At 43.5% G+C, this 19844-nt stretch carries 17 protein-coding genes; 11 read left to right on the top strand and 6 right to left on the bottom strand.

Going from position 1 to position 19844, the window contains the following annotated elements; genetic code table 11:
* Positions 1-167 precede the first annotated feature (167 nt).
* Together H6G83_RS17450 and H6G83_RS17445 are read left to right on the top strand one after the other, a co-directional pair.
* Positions 168-509 carry a hypothetical protein gene (locus H6G83_RS17450; RefSeq protein ID WP_190474577.1) on the top strand — a complete coding sequence of 114 codons (342 nt, stop codon included), beginning with the start codon at positions 168-170 and terminating at the stop codon, positions 507-509.
* Positions 510-545: 36 nt separating this feature from the next.
* Complete coding sequence (locus H6G83_RS17445) at positions 546-974, top strand: type II toxin-antitoxin system VapC family toxin (RefSeq protein ID WP_190474575.1); 429 nt, start codon at positions 546-548, stop codon at positions 972-974.
* Positions 975-1054: 80 nt separating this feature from the next.
* Here the strand turns inward: H6G83_RS17445 and H6G83_RS17440 are convergent, their stop codons facing one another.
* The 3 genes from H6G83_RS17440 to H6G83_RS17430 form a co-directional block, all read right to left on the bottom strand.
* Positions 1055-7639 carry a hybrid sensor histidine kinase/response regulator gene (locus H6G83_RS17440; protein ID WP_190474573.1) on the bottom strand — a complete coding sequence of 2195 codons (6585 nt, stop codon included), beginning with the start codon at positions 7637-7639 and terminating at the stop codon, positions 1055-1057.
* 395 nt (positions 7640-8034) lie between these two features.
* Positions 8035-8082, bottom strand: a complete 48-nt coding sequence (locus H6G83_RS36425; protein WP_190474654.1) for a hypothetical protein — start codon at positions 8080-8082, stop codon at positions 8035-8037.
* A 1-nt stretch (position 8083) separates the two neighbouring features.
* Complete coding sequence (locus H6G83_RS17430; RefSeq protein WP_190474571.1) at positions 8084-8227, bottom strand: hypothetical protein; 144 nt, start codon at positions 8225-8227, stop codon at positions 8084-8086.
* Positions 8228-8278: 51 nt separating this feature from the next.
* On the opposite strand from H6G83_RS17430, the gene H6G83_RS17425 reads away from it, so the two are divergent.
* Entirely contained in the window at positions 8279-8602 is a 324-nt protein-coding gene (locus H6G83_RS17425; RefSeq protein WP_190474569.1) for a hypothetical protein, read from the top strand.
* 99 nt (positions 8603-8701) lie between these two features.
* Complete coding sequence (locus tag H6G83_RS17420) at positions 8702-8857, top strand: hypothetical protein (protein WP_190474567.1); 156 nt, start codon at positions 8702-8704, stop codon at positions 8855-8857.
* A gap of 222 nt (positions 8858-9079) precedes the next feature.
* Here the strand turns inward: H6G83_RS17420 and H6G83_RS17415 are convergent, their stop codons facing one another.
* Positions 9080-10669 carry a helix-turn-helix domain-containing protein gene (locus H6G83_RS17415; protein ID WP_190474653.1) on the bottom strand — a complete coding sequence of 530 codons (1590 nt, stop codon included), beginning with the start codon at positions 10667-10669 and terminating at the stop codon, positions 9080-9082.
* A 1069-nt stretch (positions 10670-11738) separates the two neighbouring features.
* Here H6G83_RS17415 and fdxB point away from each other — a divergent pair.
* The 5 genes from fdxB to H6G83_RS17390 all read left to right on the top strand — a co-directional run bounded on the left by fdxB (position 11739) and on the right by H6G83_RS17390 (position 16879).
* On the top strand, positions 11739-12032 hold the full coding sequence (gene fdxB / locus H6G83_RS17410) for a ferredoxin III, nif-specific (protein ID WP_190474565.1): 294 nt from the start codon (positions 11739-11741) through the stop codon (positions 12030-12032).
* A 467-nt stretch (positions 12033-12499) separates the two neighbouring features.
* Positions 12500-13465 (top strand): cytochrome c oxidase subunit II, encoded by a 966-nt coding sequence (locus tag H6G83_RS17405; RefSeq protein ID WP_190474563.1) that lies wholly within the window; start codon positions 12500-12502, stop codon positions 13463-13465.
* A gap of 332 nt (positions 13466-13797) precedes the next feature.
* Positions 13798-15468: a cytochrome c oxidase subunit I gene (gene ctaD / locus H6G83_RS17400; protein ID WP_190474561.1), complete on the top strand. Its 1671-nt coding sequence runs from the start codon at positions 13798-13800 to the stop codon at positions 15466-15468.
* A 243-nt stretch (positions 15469-15711) separates the two neighbouring features.
* Positions 15712-16305: a cytochrome c oxidase subunit 3 gene (locus H6G83_RS17395; RefSeq protein ID WP_190474559.1), complete on the top strand. Its 594-nt coding sequence runs from the start codon at positions 15712-15714 to the stop codon at positions 16303-16305.
* 94 nt (positions 16306-16399) lie between these two features.
* Entirely contained in the window at positions 16400-16879 is a 480-nt protein-coding gene (locus H6G83_RS17390) for a hypothetical protein (protein WP_190474557.1), read from the top strand.
* Between the two features lie 43 nt (positions 16880-16922).
* Here the strand turns inward: H6G83_RS17390 and H6G83_RS17385 are convergent, their stop codons facing one another.
* Positions 16923-17087, bottom strand: coding sequence for a hypothetical protein (locus H6G83_RS17385; RefSeq protein WP_190474555.1), 165 nt, complete (start codon positions 17085-17087; stop codon positions 16923-16925).
* Between the two features lie 24 nt (positions 17088-17111).
* Here H6G83_RS17385 and H6G83_RS17380 point away from each other — a divergent pair, with 24 nt between their 5' ends.
* Positions 17112-17723, top strand: coding sequence for a cysteine dioxygenase family protein (locus H6G83_RS17380; protein ID WP_190474553.1), 612 nt, complete (start codon positions 17112-17114; stop codon positions 17721-17723).
* Between the two features lie 105 nt (positions 17724-17828).
* Positions 17829-18320, top strand: a complete 492-nt coding sequence (locus H6G83_RS17375; RefSeq protein WP_190474551.1) for an ArsC/Spx/MgsR family protein — start codon at positions 17829-17831, stop codon at positions 18318-18320.
* A 252-nt stretch (positions 18321-18572) separates the two neighbouring features.
* On the opposite strand, the gene cysK is transcribed toward H6G83_RS17375, so the two are convergent.
* The gene (gene cysK / locus H6G83_RS17370) at positions 18573-19532 is read right to left on the bottom strand and encodes a cysteine synthase A (RefSeq protein WP_190474550.1); all 960 of its coding nucleotides are present in this window, start codon (positions 19530-19532) and stop codon (positions 18573-18575) included.
* Between the last annotated feature and the right edge of the window lie 312 nt (positions 19533-19844).

The raw sequence follows: 19844 nt of genomic DNA, 5'->3' as shown, positions 1-19844 counted from the left end.
TGGACAGTGGACAGTATTTGTAGGGTGGGCATTGCCCACCAAAACCATGATCTGGTGGGCAATGCCCACCCTACGTATATTTCTACGTATATTTCAAAAATCAAGTATGAGTCCTATACTTCTGCACTGTATGCTAGATGTATTGGAGTAAATAATTAATTAAATATATGGTTATGAATTTCTTGAACTTAACGTTCCCTCAGCCTGAAAACTTAAAGTTACATATTTTACTAGAACGTAATAATGAAGGAAATTTTATAGCTTCTGTCCTAGAAATTCCCAACACTCAGGTTGAAGCACCTACCCAAGAACAAGCTGTACAAGAATTGAAAAAGCTTTTGTCAACTCGTCTTGAAAAGATAGAAATTATTCCAGTAGAAATTAAATTGCATCAAGAAGAAGTAGAAAATCCCTGGATGAAATTTGCAGGTGTGTTTAAAGATGATACAGATTTTGCTGAAATTGCAGATGCTCTTAGAGCAGAACGTAACGCAGTAGAGGAAGATTAAAAAGCTAAGGGTTAGCTCCAGATTGAGAAGGGCAGGATGAGTTTTTATATACTTGACACCGACCATGTTTCGCTTTTACTTCAAGGAAATCAAGCTGTTAAATCTAAAGTTACTCAAGTTTATCCCCATCTAGCTATCACCATCGTCACAGTCCAAGAAATTTTTAACGGATGGGTAGTCAAAATTAATGACCGGACTGAATCTACAAACTTAGTAAATCTTTATACAAAACTCTGGACTACTCAAGAGTATTTTAAAGCAGTGAAAATACTCAACTTTGATACTGCTGCCTACACTTGCTATCAGCGTTTACTTAGAGAAAACCAGCAATTAAATAAAAAAAGACTACAGAAAGATTTGCGAATAGCAAGCATCGCTCTTTCAACAAATGCGGTGATGGTTACTCGCAACCAAAAGGATTTCTCTCAAATTCCTGATTTGGTGCTAGAGGATTGGACAGAGTAAAATATAAGCATTTTTTTGGTAGATTGTCAATTGTTAATTGCCCCCCCAGTCCCCAGTCCCCAATCCCCAATCCCCAGTCCCTACCGATACAACCAAACACGCAACAGAGACAGCAACTGTTCTGTATCGACTGGTTTGGCGATGTAGTCGGATGCGCCGGCGGCGATGCACTGGTCGCGATCGCCTTGCATAGCTTTGGCGGTGAGGGCAATAATAGGTAGGTTCCTAAATTGTTCTCTTTGGCGTATTAGCCTGGTGGTTTCGTAGCCGTCCATTTCTGGCATCATCACATCCATTAACACCACATCAATATCTGGTGTGGTTTCTAACAGGTTAATTCCTTCTCTACCGTTTTCGGCATATAATACCACCATTTGATGGCGTTCTAGCATACTGGTGAGGGCGAAGATGTTCCGCACATCGTCGTCTACAATTAGCACTTTTTTACCTGTTAGGGAATAATCATGGGAATGCAGTTGTTCGAGGATTTCGCGTTTGGGTGCGGGTAAGTTTGCTTGGACGCGGTGGAGAAATAAGGCGGTTTCATCAAGGAGACGTTCGGGCGATCGCACATCTTTAACTATAATTGTCTCAGCCATGCGTCGCAGTTCTGTTTCTTGATTTTTACTGATTTCTCTACCTGTGTAAACGATAATTGGTAAGTTTACGCCGTTGGGTTCTAGCTTAATTTGTTCGATCAGTTCAAAACCTGTCATATCGGGTAGACCTAAATCGAGGACTAAGCAATCGAACTGCTGGGCGCGAATGGCTGCGAGGGCGGCTGCACCTGTACCTACGGCTACGGTGGCGACATCGCTATTACCGATGAGTTCGACAATGGTTTGGCGTTGTAGGTCGTCATCTTCGACTACTAGTAGATTCTTCACCCGGCGTTCTACGAAACCCCTAATTTTGTCTAGGGCTTCGGATATGGCTTCGCTGGTGACTGGTTTTTGTAAATAGGCGATCGCACCTAATTGTAAACCCCTTTGTCGCCCTTCCTCGACGGTCATAATATGTACGGGGATATGGCGGGTGGTGGGGTCGTGTTTGAGGCGGTCGAGGACTGTCCATCCATCCATTTCCGGGAGGCGGATATCTAGTAATATTGCCATTGGCAGAAATTCTCTAGCTAGTTGCAGACCAGATGTGCCAGTTTGGGCGGAAATTACTTGGAATCCGTGCTGCCTTGCCATATCTACCAATATTCGGGCAAAATTAACGTCATCCTCGATAATCAGCAGGATGTTATTGTCTGCTGATGTATTGATGATATTAGCGCGATCGTCAATGATGAGTGGGGAGGAGGGACTGGGGACTGGGGAGGAGAGGCTGGGAACTGGTGGCGCTACTACATCAGCATTTAGTAGGGGGAGGTAGAAGGTAAATGTGCTACCTTGACCTGGAGTGCTAGTCAGTTTAATTTCCCCACCCAATAAGTGAGCAATTTCTCTACTAATAGATAAGCCTAAGCCTGTACCGCCGTATTTGCGACTGGTAGTACCGTCGGCTTGCTGGAAGGCTTCAAAGATGATTTTTTGTTTGTCGGGGGCGATACCAATACCAGTATCACTGACAGCAAAGGCGATAACAGTTTGGGCGCGGTTTAAGCTTTGTTGGGTGAGACTCCAGCCATGCTTGGCTACTTCAATTCGCAGGCGGACTTCCCCGCTATCTGTAAATTTAAAGGCGTTGGAGAGGAGATTTTTCAGGACTTGTTGTAAGCGTTTGACATCGGTGTTGATGTTTTTGGGCAACTCTGACGCTAATTCAATCGCGAAAGCTAGTCCTTTATTATGAGCGATTTGCCCGAAACTCCGCTCAATCTGTTCAGCTAAATCTGTTAACAGCATCGGGGTTGTATGTATGGACATAGTTCCCGATTCGATTTTGGCTAAATCCAAAATATCATTAATTAATGCCAACAATTCATTCCCAGCCGAGTAAATTGTTTGGCTATATTCGACTTGCTTGGCGGTGAGATTACCATCAACATTATCTGTTAATAATTTCGCCAAAATTAACAAACTATTTAACGGTGTCCGCAGTTCGTGGGACATATTCGCCAGGAACTCGGATTTATATTTAGATGAAAGGGCTAACTGTTCGGCTTTCTCTTCTAAGGAACGTCTAGCTTGTTCGATTTCTCGATTCTTCCGTTCTACTTCTTTTTTCTGTAAAGCTAACAGTTCTGCTTTTTCTTCTAGTTCGGCGTTGGTTTGTTGTAACTCGTCTTGTTGTCCTCGTAATAAATCTTCGGAGGCTTTGAGGGATTGGGCTTGCTGTTCTAGGCGCTTGTTAGTTTCCCGCAGTTCATTTTGTTGAGTTTGCAGTTCTTCAGCTAAAGATTGGGATTGTTTGAGTAATTCTTCGGTACGCATCGAGGCGGCGATGGTGTTGAGAACGATCGCAATACTTTCGGTGAGTTGGTCGAAGAATGTCAGGTGAATTTCGCTAAAGCGGCGGAAGGATGCAAGTTCAATGACGGCTGTTACTTGTCCTTCAAATAGAACTGGTAGGACAACTGCATTCAGGGGACTAGATTCACCTAAACCAGAGCTAATTTTCACATAATCGTTGGGTACTTCTGTTAATAAAATCCGCTCTTTTTCTAAAGCACATTGTCCTACTAAACCTTCACCCAATTGGAAGCGGTTAGCTAGATGTTTGCGTTCGCGGTAAGCGTAGGTGCTGAGGAGTTTCAGGTAATTTTGATGTTCTGCGCCTTCCATTAAGTAGAATACACCATGTTGTGCGCCTACCAATGGTGCAAGTTCGGACAGGATGAGTTTGGAGACGGTTTCCAAGTCGCGCTGACCTTGCAGCATTCGGGTGAACTTGGCGAGGTTGGTCTTCAACCAATCTTGTTCGGTGTTCTTCTGGGTAGTTTCCCGGAGATTAGCAATCATCTGGTTGATGTTGTCTTTGAGGATGGCTACTTCCCCTTCGGCTGCTACAGCGATAGACCGGGTTAAATCGCCCTTGGTTACGGCTGTGGCTACTTCGGCGATCGCACGTAACTGGGTAGTTAATGTTGCTGCTAGTTCGTTTACGTTGTCGGTGAGGTCTTTCCAAGTCCCCGCCGCCCCTGGAACCTTAGCTTGTCCGCCTAATTTCCCTTCGATACCCACTTCCCGCGCCACTGTCGTCACTTGATTAGCAAAGGTAGCTAGGGTATCAATCATTTCATTGATGGTTTCCGCCAAGGTTTCGATTTCCCCCTTAGCATCTAACATCAGTTTGCGCTTCAAGTCGCCATTCGCCACCGCCGTCACAACTCTGGCGATACCCCGTACTTGGGCTGTGAGGTTCCCCGCCATCGAGTTCACATTGTCGGTTAAATCCTTCCACGTCCCCGCCACACCTTGCACCAAGGCTTGACCGCCCAATTTCCCCTCGGTTCCCACCTCCCGCGCTACCCGCGTTACTTCCGAGGCGAAGGAACTGAGTTGATCCACCATTGTATTGATAGTGTTCTTCAAGTCGAGAATTTCACCCTTCACATCCACGGTGATTTTCTTCGACAAGTCCCCATTCGCCACCGCCTTCGTCACTTCCGCAATATTCCGCACCTGGGCTGTGAGGTTCCCCGCCATTGAGTTCACATTATCGGTTAAATCTTTCCACGTACCCGCCACGCCCCGGACGTATGCTTGTACACCCAACTTCCCTTCGGTTCCCACCTCCCGCGCTACCCGCGTCACTTCCGATGCAAAGGAATTAAGTTGATCCACCATTGTATTAATCGTGTTTTTCAACTCCAGAATTTCACCCTTCACATCCACGGTGATTTTCTTCGACAAGTCACCATTCGCTACAGCCGTCGTCACTTCCGCAATATTTCTGACCTGGGCTGTCAAACTCCCCGCCATGAAGTTCACGCTATCGGTTAAGTCCTTCCACGTCCCCGCCACGCCGCGCACTTCTGCTTGTACACCTAACTTCCCTTCGGTTCCCACCTCCCGCGCCACTCTGGTAACTTCCGATGCAAAGGAATTAAGTTGATCCACCATTGTATTCACGGTGTTTTTCAACTCCAGAATTTCCCCCTTCACATCCACAGAAATTTTCTTCGACAAGTCGCCATTCGCCACCGCCGTCGTCACCGCCGCAATATTTCTTACCTGGGCTGTTAAACTCCCCGCCATGAAGTTAACAGAGTCGGTCAAGTCCTTCCAAGTACCCGCCACACCACGCACATCGGCTTGTACGCCTAACTTCCCTTCACTACCTACTTCCCGCGCCACTCTGGTAACTTCCGATGCAAAGGAGTTGAGTTGATCCACCATGATATTGATGGTGTTTTTCAACTCCAATATTTCGCCTTTGACCTGTACTGTAATTTTCTTCGATAAGTCACCATTGGCGATCGCAGTTGCAACTTCCGCAATATTTCTTACCTGGTCGGTGAGGTTCCCCGCCATTGAGTTCACATTATCTGTTAAGTCTTTCCACGTCCCCGCCACGCCGCGCACTTCTGCTTGTACGCCTAACTTCCCTTCAGTTCCCACCTCTCGCGCCACCCGCGTTACCTCAGATGCAAAGGAACTGAGTTGATCCACCATTGTATTGATCGTGTTTTTCAACTCCAGAATTTCACCCTTCACATCCACGGTGATTTTCTTCGACAAGTCGCCATTCGCCACCGCCGTCGTCACTTCTGCGATGTTCCGTACCTGGGCTGTCAAACTCCCCGCCATGAAATTCACGCTGTCCGTCAAGTCCTTCCACGTCCCCGCCACGCCGCGCACTTCTGCTTGTACACCTAACTTCCCTTCACTACCTACCTCCCTGGCTACCCTGGTAACTTCCGATGCAAAGGAGTTGAGTTGATCCACCATTGTATTAATTGTGTTTTTCAACTCCAAAATTTCACCCTTCACATCCACGGTGATTTTCTTCGACAAGTCACCAGTCGCTACCGCCGTCGTCACCTCGGCAATATTTCTTACCTGGGCTGTCAAACTCCCCGCCATGAAGTTCACACTATCGGTCAAGTCCTTCCACGTCCCCGCCACACCACGCACATCGGCTTGGACACCTAACTTCCCTTCACTACCAACTTCCCGCGCCACCCTAGTTACTTCCGATGCAAAGGAACTGAGTTGATCCACCATGATATTTATAGTGTTTTTCAACTCGAAAATTTCACCCTTCACATCCACAGTAATTTTCTTCGATAAATCACCATTGGCGATCGCAGTTGCAACTTCCGCAATATTTCTTACCTGTCCTGTCAGGTTCCCCGCCATCAAGTTGACATTATCCGTCAAGTCTTTCCACGTACCCGCCACGCCTCGGACTTCTGCTTGTACGCCTAACTTCCCTTCCGTTCCCACTTCCCGCGCTACCCTTGTCACCTCAGATGCAAAGGAATTGAGTTGATCCACCATTGTATTAATCGTGTTTTTCAACTCCAGAATTTCACCCTTCACATCCACAGTAATCTTCTTCGACAAGTCCCCATTCGCCACCGCCGTCGTCACTTCCGCAATATTTCTTACCTGGGCTGTCAAACTCCCCGCCATGAAGTTTACAGAGTCGGTCAAATCTTTCCACGTCCCCGCCACGCCTCGCACTTCTGCTTGACCGCCTAATTTTCCTTCTGCGCCTACTTCCCGCGCTACCCTGGTGACTTCTGATGCAAAGGAATTAAGTTGATCCACCATGATATTAACGGTGTTTTTCAACTCCAGAATTTCCCCCTTCACATCCACAGTAATCTTTTTCGACAAATCACCATTCGCTACCGCCGTTGTCACTTCCGCAATATTTCTTACCTGTGCTGTCAGGTTCCCCGCCATCAAGTTAACGTTATCTGTCAAGTCCTTCCAAGTCCCCGCCACACCTCGGACTTCTGCTTGTACGCCTAACTTCCCTTCCGTTCCTACTTCCCGCGCTACCCTGGTGACTTCTGATGCAAAGGAATTCAGTTGATCCACCATTGTATTGACGGTGTTTTTCAACTCCAGAATTTCCCCTTTCACATCCACAGTAATTTTCTTCGATAAGTCACCGTTGGCGATCGCCGTTGCAACTTCGGCAATATTTCTTACCTGTCCTGTCAGGTTCCCCGCCATCAAGTTGACGTTATCTGTCAAATCCTTCCAAGTCCCCGCCACACCTTGAACTTCGGCTTGGACACCTAACTTCCCCTCAGTCCCCACTTCCCTAGCTACCCGCGTCACCTCACCCGCAAAGGAACTCAGCCGCGTCACCATCGTATTCACAATGTTAGCTGTTTGGCGAAACTCACCCTTGAGGGGTCTACCATCAATTTCTGTGGCGATCGTTTGCGATAAATCCCCATTCGCCACCGCCCGAATTACCCGCGTAGTTTCTGCTGTTGGCTGGACTAAATCTGTAATTAGGGTATTGACAGAATTCACACATTCTGTCCATGAGCCGCGGACATTTCCTAAAGAAGCGCGTTCAGTAATTTTCCCTTCCTTACCTACAACATTACTAATGCGTTTAAGCTCTGCCGCCATTCGCTCATTCTGATCTATAATATCGTTAAGCGTATCCGCAATTTTACCCGCTAGACCTGTTTGCTCAAGAGGCATCCGAGCAGAAAAATCACCCTTTTTCACAGCAGTTAATGTTTTTAATAGCTGTTTTAAATCGAGTTCATCGCTTTCTCTAGTTAACTGTTCGGTTGCCATAGTCTAGCCCTTTAATAATTACGCGGTCTTTTACTCTCGTGAATAATTGAGAGTAATTTGAGGTGAGTTTTTGTCTTACTTCACCTCATGATGAGTTAATACCTTGCCTATAGTTGGGGAAGACTTGTGCTTGTGTTTGTGTGGAGTGGGAACTTAAACCACAAAGACACAGAGAAGGCAAAGGTTTATATTCGTTTTGATGTAGGTAGTTGGTGATAGCTACTTAGGAAATCATAACTGTTATTTAGCCTGTAGACAGGATGCTAGTACAGTTTTTTTGATATGTACAAAATATTAGTTTTATTACCTATTCCTTAAGACATACATCTTAAGGAATAGAATAATTAATCAGTTTGTAGTAAGGACTTTAGTCCTGATCCTGATCAATCTTTACTTCATTCATAATACCGCCGCGCCTTGGCTCGATTACCACAGTCTTCCATATCACACCAAGCTCGCGCACTCTCGCACCCGACGGAGATGGAAATCTGTGAGTAGTTCTTCCGCAGAGTGGACTATTTGCCAAAGCAAGTATTCAGGCTGATGAGAGTCTGTCCAACTCCAGACAAAACGGTTGTTTGTAAACACAAGTTGTAAAGTAGGTGTCAGCCAGGAGCGAATTGAACTGTATTAAGTCTTGTGGTTGAGGCGACTGTTGAGCAGAAATTGCCGAGAAAATACGATAGAGCAACAATCAATCCTCTTGTTTGGATATTAGCGATCGCATCAGGTATAGTTCAATATGCTCTGGCATTTTGGCTCTACTTGCAGGACATTAAAACAATTCCGGTGAGCATTGTGTTCAAAAGCCCTCTTTCCTATTCCCTAGCCTCTAGGCGATCGCACTTCTCAATTCCCTCCATCAAATGGGGAAGCGATCGCCATTTCATCATAAAAGTTTACATTCATTATGTAATTTATAAAAAAATTAATGGGAAGTATAAGTTTATCAGGAGGCAGTAACAGATAAATTTTTATGTCTTCTAATCCTCTGCATATAAGTTGATAAAAAAGCTGATTAGAAGACATGACAAAAAAATAACTTTAATTAGGGAAAATACCATGCAACTATTAGAACAAACTACTACAACCAAAACTATTGAGCAAAGTCATGATGTTAATCATTCCCGCAAACCTCATCGAAATCTGACAATGATTTGGACGGAGGAATGCCAAGAAGGACATTGTAGATTGGCTGCTAAATGGGTACTTGAGTAATCAAGAAATGTAACCGCCGAGTAAAACTAATAACTGGAGGTGTTAACCACATACATCGACGGTTCAATTTATGAATAACATTGAGTTCAGCAAATTACTTACGATATGCTTGGTTTATTCGGTAATAGGTAACAGCCAATTACCAATTACCAATTACCAATTACCAATTACCAATTACCAATTACCAGTCCTCAGAGATATTATAAGTGTGCAAACTCACTATCAAGCAATATGTAGCACCTTTCTTAATAGTGCTTGGTCTTCTAACTTCGCTTTCAGCCGACCATTTTCAATATCTCGAATCCAGCTTTGGCTCTTACCTGTCAACTTTGCCAATTCACGTTGAGAAAGATTCAAAGTTTTTCGGGCTTGCAAAATTTGCTCCCCCACCAAATCACCTGCGGTTTTGATTTTTTGTCTAGTCTTAGCAGTGCGCCGTTGTTTCTTCTCTGACTCGGCGATTTGTCTTTCCCATTCTGGCGGTAATTCAAAAGATAAAATCCGCGCATTCATCAAAAGATTCCATTTACCACGGGGGCCGTTATCTGTGAGGCGAGTTTCCCCACCAGCATCATTAATCCAAAACTCTAAAGCTTCATCAGGGTCTTCGGGAATATCTATCAACTTTGCCCACAATGGTTGGATAGCTGGGGGATAGGTAACGGGGTCGAAAATAGGTTTAATTCCTAGATGATTTAACACTTCTAAATCGCTTTCAAATGTTCGTAGTAAACGTTTGCGTTCATCTCTGTGTCTGGAAGCAAGATTGACTTTTTCTTGACCATAAGCAATGCGTAACAAGGTAGGAACAGTAATACGTTGTTCTTTACCCATTTTGGTTTTAAACAGCAACCACAGCATTAATCTTACGGCTCCTTCATGTTGCTGCCAAATACTCATGACTGTAGTTAGCAGAGTTTTGGGTAAGCTACCATATTGATAGAAGGCGGTGCGTTCTTTGCATCCTTGTTTATTGAGAAAATACTGACTCCATATCCCGGCTTTAACTTTAAAAGTTAGCCCAATTAGATATTTACAACCAGAATTATCTTCTTGAAAATGGTGCTGAATACCTATCAAGTGCCACAAGCGGTTATGGGTAACGGAAAAGCCCTTCACTTGTCCTTGCTGGGGCCAGTCCATAGTGATAATAAGTGAGCAAGCTTGCTGCACAAGATTTTTCATTAGAGCTAATTTGGCAGCTTTACTTAAGTCTTTGCGTTTCTCCAACCCTAAGTATTTTTCTAGCTGTCGTTCGTCAATAGTAAACTCCTGCTCCCAAGGCTTATCTAAAGCTGTGGCATGAGCAGCTAGAATTAAATGGATACAAGCGGCTCTAATATCAAACGCCTCGATAACTGCCAAATCTTTGACTTTATCGTTGACTTGGAAGGGGTTTTGGATGTGAAAAGTAATTTTACCTCGTCCTTGGTTCACTACTCGGCTGTAACAGAGATAGCCTGCTTCGTCGATTTCCCAATTCAGGGATGTACGTTGCGCTAGGAGGTTGCAGGCTTCCCAAATTGCGATCGCCGATGCAAATGGATTATTCTTCCCATTAGAAAATAAGTCAGGACTGGTAGCATCTCGCGGTTCAACTTTACATCTCCCCTTTTTTGCCTGCCAAGGTTTAGGGGATTTTGTCGGACAAGCTATTATACACTGTGGTTGAGGATAATAGCCCTCACAATTATTACAGAGAAAAGGATCTATCCAGTATTCATCATTTTCGATGGCGATCGCACCCGTAGGACATTGGGGACGGCAGTTGTCACATCCAACGCAACTGTTGTTAGGAATTGTATAAGGCATATAACTTTCTTCCCACCCTAATCGTTGAGATGTTTGGCTCAAGTTTCCCCCCTGGATGTGTCCTTATAACTAACAAGACTTACGCCACAAAACTAGGGGTGTAAGGGTGTAAGGGTGTAGGGGTTTAATTAACTTATATCTTGCACCATGATCTGATTGCGAAAATCTGAGCTTCAAAACCCTTATGATTTCGTAGGGTGGGCATTGCCCACCATGTGCTTATTGAGAAAGTGTAAGATGTCAGTTAAACTTCTATACCCCTATACCCCTATACCCCCATACCCCTCTCATAAATAATTACTCACATCCATCTTGAGTTTTCGCATCCAATTGGAAGCTATTTCAGACTTTGAACTAGAGCCTAAGATTACTTCTTCATTCAATAAACATTTCATAAATAGTTCCATAAATTTGTTCATAATGAGCTTACAAATTGTTTTTAAGAATTTCAAAAATACTTCGCAAACGAACATTTTTATGTAACCTTAACCTATTAACCAAACTATTTATAGTTAACATTTAACATTTTGATTGTTGCTGTTATTTAGCATTATTAATAAGTTGATTTTTTGAGCTAACCTAATAATTGCCCAGCAAATAACATATTGTATGCTGACGATAAGTCAGAATATCTGACTGTTTAAGTTTGTATATTTAGATACTATTTACATTGCCTATTATTAATTTTTCAAAAAACGCTAATAAATCTCATTACCTTTTTAGTAATTCACTATACTCAGGAAATAAAAATATGTATTATCTGGTATTTGCTAATACTTTTGAGATGCTAGTATCAGCAGATATTTACTATCCAATCAAATTTATTATAGTAAATAACATAACGCCAAAAATCAATAAGTATTTACACATTATGATTAGCTTATAAGATTAATAATAATTTTTCTCATTAATTCATTAATCACAAATAGGACAGATAAATTGTATAAAGTCAGGGAATTTTGATTATGGCAAATTAGTCGATTAATAACCAAATAAGTAGACAATATTAAGTTAAGATAATGATTAAAGTAATAGAGAGTTTATTGGCATAATTGCCGGGAGAACATACATGGCTGTACTCACAGGATTGACCTACGGAGGCAACACTTGGACACCTAAATTTGCCCAAGCAATTGATAAAGATAAATGTATCGGTTGTGGCAGATGTATTAAAGTATGTGGTTATCCTGTGTTGGATTTAAAAGCACTCAACGAAGAAGGCGAATTTGTAGATGATGAGGACGATGATGAAATCGAGCGCAAAGTTATGGTAGTTGCTCATCCTGAGAACTGCATAGGATGTGAAGCTTGTGCGCGGATTTGTCCTAAGAACTGCTACAGCCACGCTGCATTAGAAAATTAAGCTACCAAGCAAAGGACATTGTTAGTAGCAAGGTTATAAGAGGGGATGGGAAATTCAAAATTCAAATTGTGAATTTTGTGATTTGAATGGAGATATTTTGTTATACAGAATACTACCGTGATGTGGTAAAAAGTTCGCGGTAAACAAAGGCGTAAATCACTAATTGTTAACTATTAAACAAATCATACTTGCTGATAAAAATAATGATGTTCTTGAGAAATACAGGCGCGTTTTGACGCGCCTTTACTTTTGCGAAGAATGAAAAATTTATTGTTAAGTTTTTGGGTAAAGATGTAAAGATATCTGGAATAATTTCCCCAATTTTTACAAGTGTAAGTTAGAAAGTTAATAAGTGAAATATCAGGTATTGGGGATTGGCTACTGGAAATTGGGTACTGGTGGTATTTAAGCGATGACCAATTACCCATTACCCATTACCCATTACCATAAATATATGAGTAGGTGGTATGCAACAAATTCCTGTTTCACTGTGGACTCTAATTGCGGGAATAGTAGTTGGAGTCATCAGTCTTTGGCTTGGTCAAAATCACAATTTACTGCCTATTGAAGCATCACAACAAGCGCCTTTGGTGGATGGATTTTTTAATATTATGTTTACCATTGCCGTGGCGCTATTTTTGGTAGTAGAAGGCACAATTTTGATTTTTCTGTTTAAATATCGTCGTCGTCGCGGTGATAATACTGATGGCTTACGAGTGGAAGGTAATGTTCCTCTAGAAATATTTTGGACGGCGATTCCATCGTTAATTGTGATTTGTTTGGGTATCTATAGTGTAGATGTCTACAATCAAATGGGAGGATTAGAACCTGGGAGTCATCCCCATTCCTCGTCTCATGTGGCTCACGCTTCGGGAAGTGCTATAGCTGCTACTCTCAATGATACTGCGGCTACTCCAGGTATCGGCATCGGGGCAAACCCGACAAATCAAGGTCAGAATGCAGACTTAGTTGTTAATGTAACTGGGATGCAGTTTGCTTGGTTATTTGACTATCCGAGTAACGGTGTTTCCGCCGGAGAGTTACACGTTCCCGTCGGTGCTGATGTGCAACTCAACCTCAAAGCAGTGGATGTTATTCACTCATTCTGGGTTCCGCAATTCCGACTGAAGCAAGACGCAATTCCGGGTATTCCTACCCAATTAAGATTCGTCGCTACTAAACCAGGAACATATCCGGTAGTGTGTACTGAATTGTGTGGTGGTTATCATGGTTCGATGCGGACACAGGTTATTGTCCACACACCAGAGGAGTTTGATAGCTGGTTAGCTGAAAATCAGGTGGCTCAACAAAATCTCCATCAAGTTGTAGCAGTCAACCCAGCTAGTTTATCACCATCAGAGTTTCTAGCACCCCACACCCACAATATGGGAATTAGTACAGCGACTTTGGAGTCGTTAGTTAATAGTCAATAGTCAATAGTCAATAGTCAATAGTCAATAGTCAATAGTCAATAGTCATTAGTCATTAGTTAATAAGTTGGTTGGTTTCTGACTTTTCACGTTATGTGGAAAAGCGCTCCGTCAGACCTAACCCCCCAGCCCCCTTCCCTACAAGGGAAGGGGGAGAAATCAAAGCCTCTCTCCTTGTAGGAGAGAGGTTTGGAGAGAGGTCTTCCAGATCCCGTGAAAAGTCAGGGTTGGTTTGGACTATGGACTGTGGACTGTGGACTATGAACTGTGGACTCTGGACTGTTGACTCTGGACTGTTGACTCTGGACTCTTCACAAAAAATTGCAAAAACGCTTATGACACGAGTTGAATTTCCACCACAACTTCCACCGGATGATAATGAAGCGAAGAATTTGGTGGTTGGACATACTTTACATTTTCCGGCTTGGAAGTGGCGAGATTACTTTACTTTTAACATCGACCACAAAGTTATCGGTATCCAATACTTGGTAACAGCGTTTGTGTTCTATCTTATCGGTGGGTTGATGGCGATCGCTATCCGTACCGAGTTAGCAACACCTGATGCAGACTTCATTGACCCGAATCTGTACAACGCTTTCATGACTAATCACGGAACAATCATGATTTTCCTGTGGATTGTTCCGAGTGCGATCGGTGGCTTTGGTAATTATCTCATCCCCCTGATGATTGGGGCAAGAGATATGGCGTTTCCGAAACTGAATGCGATCGCCTTTTGGTTGAACCCACCCGCCGGCTTACTCTTGCTACTCAGCTTCTTGTTTGGTGGTTCTCAATCTGGTTGGACGGCTTACCCACCTTTAAGCCTAGTCACAGCGCCAATTGCTCAAAGTTTGTGGATATTGGCGATCGTCTTGGTAGGTACTTCTTCCATTCTGGGTTCGGTGAACTTCGTCGTTACTATATTGATGATGAAAGTTCCCAGCATGAAATGGGATCAATTACCTTTGTTCTGCTGGGCAATTTTAGCAACCTCCGTCCTCGCACTGCTTTCTACACCAGTCTTAGCGGCGGGTTTGGTGTTGCTACTATTTGACCTCAACTTTGGTACTTCCTTCTTCAAACCAGATGCTGGCGGTAACGTCATCATCTACCAACACCTGTTTTGGTTCTACTCTCACCCGGCAGTATATCTGATGATTCTGCCCATCTTCGGTATTATGTCCGAAGTGATTCCCGTCCATGCGCGTAAACCAATTTTTGGCTATAAAGCGATCGCCTATTCTAGTGTCGCTATCTGCGTCGTCGGTTTATTCGTCTGGGTACACCATATGTTCACCAGTGGTACACCCGGTTGGATGCGGATGTTCTTCACCATCTCTACCCTAATTGTTGCCGTTCCCACTGGTGTGAAAATTTTCGGTTGGGTAGCAACCTTATGGGGTGGAAAAATTCGCTTTACTAGCGCCATGCTATTCGCTGTCGGCTTGCTGTCTATGTTCGTCATGGGTGGCTTAAGCGGCGTAACGATGGGGACAGCACCCTTCGATGTCCATGTCCACGATACCTATTATGTAGTGGCACACTTCCACTATGTTTTGTTTGGTGGTTCAGTGTTTGGGATTTATGCCGGCATTTATCACTGGTTCCCCAAAATGACCGGACGCAAGTTGAACGAAGTATGGGGTCGGATTCACTTTGCTTTGACCTTAGTCGGTACTAACTTGACTTTCTTACCGATGCACAAGTTAGGTTTACAAGGTATGCCTCGACGGGTGGCGATGTATGACCCCCAGTTTGTGGATTTGAATGTGCTTTGTACTATTGGGGCGTTTGTTTTGGGGTTATCGGTGATTCCTTTCGCCATCAATATTATCTGGAGTTGGAGCAAGGGAGAATTAGCTGGTGATAATCCTTGGGAAGCTTTGAGTCTGGAATGGACTACAAGTTCCCCTCCTTTGGTGGAGAATTGGGAAGTTTTGCCTGTGGTGACTCATGGGCCTTATGACTATGGTCATTCTGCGGAAATAACTGCGTTAGAGACCTAACCCCCTAACCCCCTTCCCTACAAGGGAAGGGGGAATAAGAAAAGTAGTGGCGCTGCAAGGCTAAACTTGTGCATTAACGCAAAATCTATATGTCGCTCATCTGCGTACATCTGCGTACATCTGCGTTCAATTTTTTCCAAACCTAATGCCACATTTTAGCCTAGACACACCACTAAATTCCCCTCTCCTACAAGGAGAGGGGTTAGGGGAGAGGTCAGCAAAAACTTGATGGGAGAAGTAAATATGACTGTAGTAACAGCGCATGAGGTTCATGAGGGACATGAGGCGCATCCAGATTTACGGGTTTGGGGGTTGTTAACCTTCCTAATTTCCGAGTCCTTGATGTTTGGCGGCTTTTTTGCCACTTATCTGTTTTTTCGCGGTTCTACGGAGGTATGGCCGCCAGAGGGGACTGAGGTAGAGTTATTTGTCCCCACGATTAACACAATTATTCTATTGTCTAGTAGCTTCGTCATTCACTTCGGTGATGTAGCGATTAAGAAGGGTAATGTGTGGGGAATGCGGATATGGTATATCATCACCGCGATGATGGGGGCGGTATTTTTGGCTGGTCAGGTGTATGAGTACCAGAATTTAGGCTACGGTCTGACTACCAACGTCTTCGCCAACTGCTTCTATATCATGACTGGGTTCCACGGTCTGCACGTATTTATTGGACTGTTATTGATTTTAGGTGTGTTGTGGCGATCGCGCCGTCCCGGTCATTATTCAGCCACCAAACACACCGGCATCGAAATGGCTGAAATTTACTGGCACTTCGTAGACATCATTTGGATTATTCTGTTCACCTTAGTTTACATCCTCAACATTTTGTAAATACAGGTAATAGGTAATGGGTAATGGGTAATGGGTAATAGTTTTTCCAATTACCAATTACCAATTACCAATTACCAATTACCCAGTCCCCAATATGCACAGCAATAAATTTTCCTGGTTCCAAGTTCCAGAAGACATCAAAAAGTTATTAATTTTAGCAGCACAAAATTGGGAAAATACTTCAGAATCAGAGAAATATATTCAAGAAGCTCTGACTAAAACTGGAGGAAATACCGATGTATTAGTAGCTGCCTATAGGTTTTTTTACTATAAAAATAATTATTCTTTAGCATTGCAAACAACTTACGAATTATTAGATAAAATTAAAAAATCAGAGAACTTTCCTGATGAATGGGATCAACTTAAACCCTTATTAATCAATCGCAGGGAAGAATCCCCAATCAGGTTGTATTTGAACGCTTATGCAGCCGCAGGATTAGTATTAGCGAAGTTAGGGGAAATCGAGCGAGCGAAGGAAATCAGCCTGAGAGTCAAAGAAATTGATGACAAGCATGATTTCGGAGCAGGAATCCTTCTGGATGTTTTGACACGTCCAGCAGAAGAAGATGATTGATTCAGTTAACAGTGAACAGTTATCAGTCAACAGTCAACAGTTATCAGTTAACAACCATGAAGATTTTCTCATTTTTCAGCGCATCTTCCCCTAAACCTTTATCTACTAATAGTGATAACGACTTACTGCCCTCTAGAATTGTAATTCCCAGCATTCCGCGTGAGGAACTACCTAATCTTAATTCTCCCGTAATTGTATTGCCTAACAATTCTTAATTGAGAGTTTAAATATCATGCAAGGTAGGGATTGGCTCCTGACTGGAGACGGTCAATATCAAGTGTGCAAATCTACGAGAAATTGGGATTTATTACAAGAGAATTATCGTCTGTATCGGTTCTTAACTGAGATGGAAGATATTCTCAATGGGGTAAGCGATGAATCTAGTCGTTTACCTGAAATCCGAATGCTCGTAAGGCGCTTGATTGTAAATTCGTACTGGGTGCGAAGTCAGTATTTAGAGCCTTCCCCAACAACAGGAACCTCTGTTGTTCTCCTATACGATGAATTAGGTTTTCCGTTGACTGTGCAAACAGTAACTTTTGCACCCGGAACCCATTCTAATATTCATAATCATGGAACCTGGGGAGTTGTGGCTGTCTTAAAAGGACAAGAAAAAAATACTGTTTGGCGACGCACAAAAACCCCAGATTCTCAAGACAAAATCGAACCCACGGGAGAAATTATCTTATCACCAGGGGACATTATTAGTCTCACTCCCGATGCAATTCATAGTGTCCAAGCAATAGGTGATGAACCAACTGTCACCTTTAATATCTATGGTGAAACTGACCCCAAACAAAGATTTGAGTTTGATGCAGTAACTCATAGTGTCAAGAAATTTTAGGGAGGATGAACAGTTATCAGTTATCAGTTATCAGGTGATGTTTACTGTTAACTGATAACTGTTTACTGACACACCCCCACCCCCAATTATTAGGAGATAGAACAAATGGCTAGAGTGATTTTCTATGAAAAACCTGGTTGTAAAGGTGGTACTCGTCAGAAGGTTTTGTTAACTGCGGCGGGACATGAAGTAATTACTTACAACCTACTGACAGAACCTTGGACGGTGGAACGTCTGCGTTCATTTTTTGGCGATCGCCCCGTCGGTGAATGGTTCAATCGTTCCGCCCCACAGATAAAATCAGGTGAGGTAGTCCCCGAACAACTGGACGAACAAACCGCCCTATTTCTCATGCTGAGGGAACCTCTATTAATTCGCCGTCCTTTGATACAAGTAGGCGATCGCCGTGAGGTAGGTTTCGATGTAGAAACCCTCGATGCTTGGATTGGCTTAAAACCTGTAGATGAATCCTTCCGCGCCATGAGCGAAAGCCTCATGAGCCAGAATTTACAAGGCTGCGCCCACGGCGGTCATAGCCACGACCACCACCACGAGCAAGGCGGTTGCAATAATCACGCGCAACAGGAACACCGTTAGGGGATGAGGGAGATGAGGGGGATGAGGGGGATGAGGGAGTGGGGGGAGTCTGACAGGTGTAGGTTTTTTATTGGTGTTCCAAAAACCTTGGTTTTAGGGTGTAGGGGTGTAAGGGTATAGGGGTGTAGGGGTGAATAAAACAACGATTTTCTCGTTAGTTTTAGAGTCCTTACTCACTGCTAGATTAAAAACCTACACTTGTGAGCTTCCCCCTTCCCCTTTCCCCTTTCCCCTTTCCCCCTTCCCCAATCCCTACCTCACACTAGCAGCTTCAGCAGTCAAGTCTTGAAACAAAGGTGTGCTAAGGTAGCGTTCGCCGAAGGAAGGTTGAATCATCACAATTAACTTACCCTCGTTCTCTGGTCGTTTCCCTACCTGCAAAGCTGCACATAAAGCCGCGCCGGCGGAGATACCAGATAATAAGCCTTCTTCTCTGGCTAAACGCCGTCCGTAGGTCATTGCTTGGTCGTCGCTGACTCTGATAACTTCATCGACTAGTTCTAGGCGGAGGACATCGGGGACGAAACCTGCACCAATACCTTGGATTTTGTGCGGCCCGGCTTGTCCACCGGAGAGGATGGGGCTGTTGCTGGGTTCAACTGCGATCGCCAAAAAACTCGGTTTGCGTGGTTTAATTACCTCTGCAATCCCCGTAATTGTCCCGCCAGTACCTACCCCTGCAATCACAATATCAACTTCGCCATCGGTATCATTCCAAATTTCTTCGGCTGTAGTTTCTCGGTGAATTTTCGGGTTAGCTGGGTTGCGGAACTGTTGCAACATATAGGCATTGGGCGTATTAGCCACAATTTCCTCAGCTTTGCGAATCGCTCCCCGCATACCTTCTGAACCAGGTGTCAACTCTAAAGTTGCACCATAAGCCCTCAACATAGCTCGTCTTTCTTGGCTCATCGTTTCTGGCATAGTCAAAATTAAACGATAGCCACGGGCTGCGGCTACCATCGCCAGAGCGATACCTGTGTTACCAGAAGTTGGTTCTACTAAAATAGTTTTTCCAGGTGTAATCAAGCCTTCAGCCTCGGCTGAGAGGATCATACTCACCCCAATCCGGTCTTTGACAGAAGATGCCGGATTCATCCCTTCTAATTTTACAACTATTCTGGCAACTACCCCTTCTGCTTGCGGAATCTTATTGAGCTTAACTAAAGGCGTGCCTCCAATAAGTTCTGTTACATCGTTAGCAATTCGCATAAATCTACTCCTAAAATCCTCAATTTAGAGTCAACTGTTTCCCTATAACAATCAGCTTATAACAATTAGCTTGTATGTATTGGTTTTACTCAAGAAATTTCCGTGAGAATATAGATGAGCCACCCTCACTAAAGCACAAACCTGGCAAACAAATAAAGCTATTTAGCAACATTCACCAAGTAATTTTCCTTTAAATGCCTTTTGTCATCATAGATACCTTTAAACATTAATAAATATTAAATATCTCTTTTGCATGGAACTCTATTTTTTTGGCTCTCGTCCATTAACCAAGAATTATTTAAATAATTTTGT

The organism is Anabaena azotica FACHB-119 (assembly GCF_014697625.1).
Taxonomy (GTDB): Bacteria; Cyanobacteriota; Cyanobacteriia; order Cyanobacteriales; family Nostocaceae; genus Trichormus; species Trichormus azoticus_A.
This window is presented reverse-complemented; position numbering and strand designations above follow the sequence as displayed.

Coding starts and splice junctions, on each gene's coding strand:
- H6G83_RS17450 (WP_190474577.1), top strand. CDS start 168: ATGGTTATGAATTTCTTGAACTTAACGTTCCCTCAGCCTGAAAACTTA.
- H6G83_RS17445 (WP_190474575.1), top strand. CDS start 546: ATGAGTTTTTATATACTTGACACCGACCATGTTTCGCTTTTACTTCAA.
- H6G83_RS17440 (WP_190474573.1), bottom strand. CDS start 7,639: ATGGCAACCGAACAGTTAACTAGAGAAAGCGATGAACTCGATTTAAAA.
- H6G83_RS17420 (WP_190474567.1), top strand. CDS start 8,702: ATGCAACTATTAGAACAAACTACTACAACCAAAACTATTGAGCAAAGT.
- H6G83_RS17415 (WP_190474653.1), bottom strand. CDS start 10,669: ATGCCTTATACAATTCCTAACAACAGTTGCGTTGGATGTGACAACTGC.
- fdxB (WP_190474565.1), top strand. CDS start 11,739: ATGGCTGTACTCACAGGATTGACCTACGGAGGCAACACTTGGACACCT.
- H6G83_RS17405 (WP_190474563.1), top strand. CDS start 12,500: ATGCAACAAATTCCTGTTTCACTGTGGACTCTAATTGCGGGAATAGTA.
- ctaD (WP_190474561.1), top strand. CDS start 13,798: ATGACACGAGTTGAATTTCCACCACAACTTCCACCGGATGATAATGAA.
- H6G83_RS17395 (WP_190474559.1), top strand. CDS start 15,712: ATGACTGTAGTAACAGCGCATGAGGTTCATGAGGGACATGAGGCGCAT.
- H6G83_RS17390 (WP_190474557.1), top strand. CDS start 16,400: ATGCACAGCAATAAATTTTCCTGGTTCCAAGTTCCAGAAGACATCAAA.
- H6G83_RS17380 (WP_190474553.1), top strand. CDS start 17,112: ATGCAAGGTAGGGATTGGCTCCTGACTGGAGACGGTCAATATCAAGTG.
- H6G83_RS17375 (WP_190474551.1), top strand. CDS start 17,829: ATGGCTAGAGTGATTTTCTATGAAAAACCTGGTTGTAAAGGTGGTACT.
- cysK (WP_190474550.1), bottom strand. CDS start 19,532: ATGCGAATTGCTAACGATGTAACAGAACTTATTGGAGGCACGCCTTTA.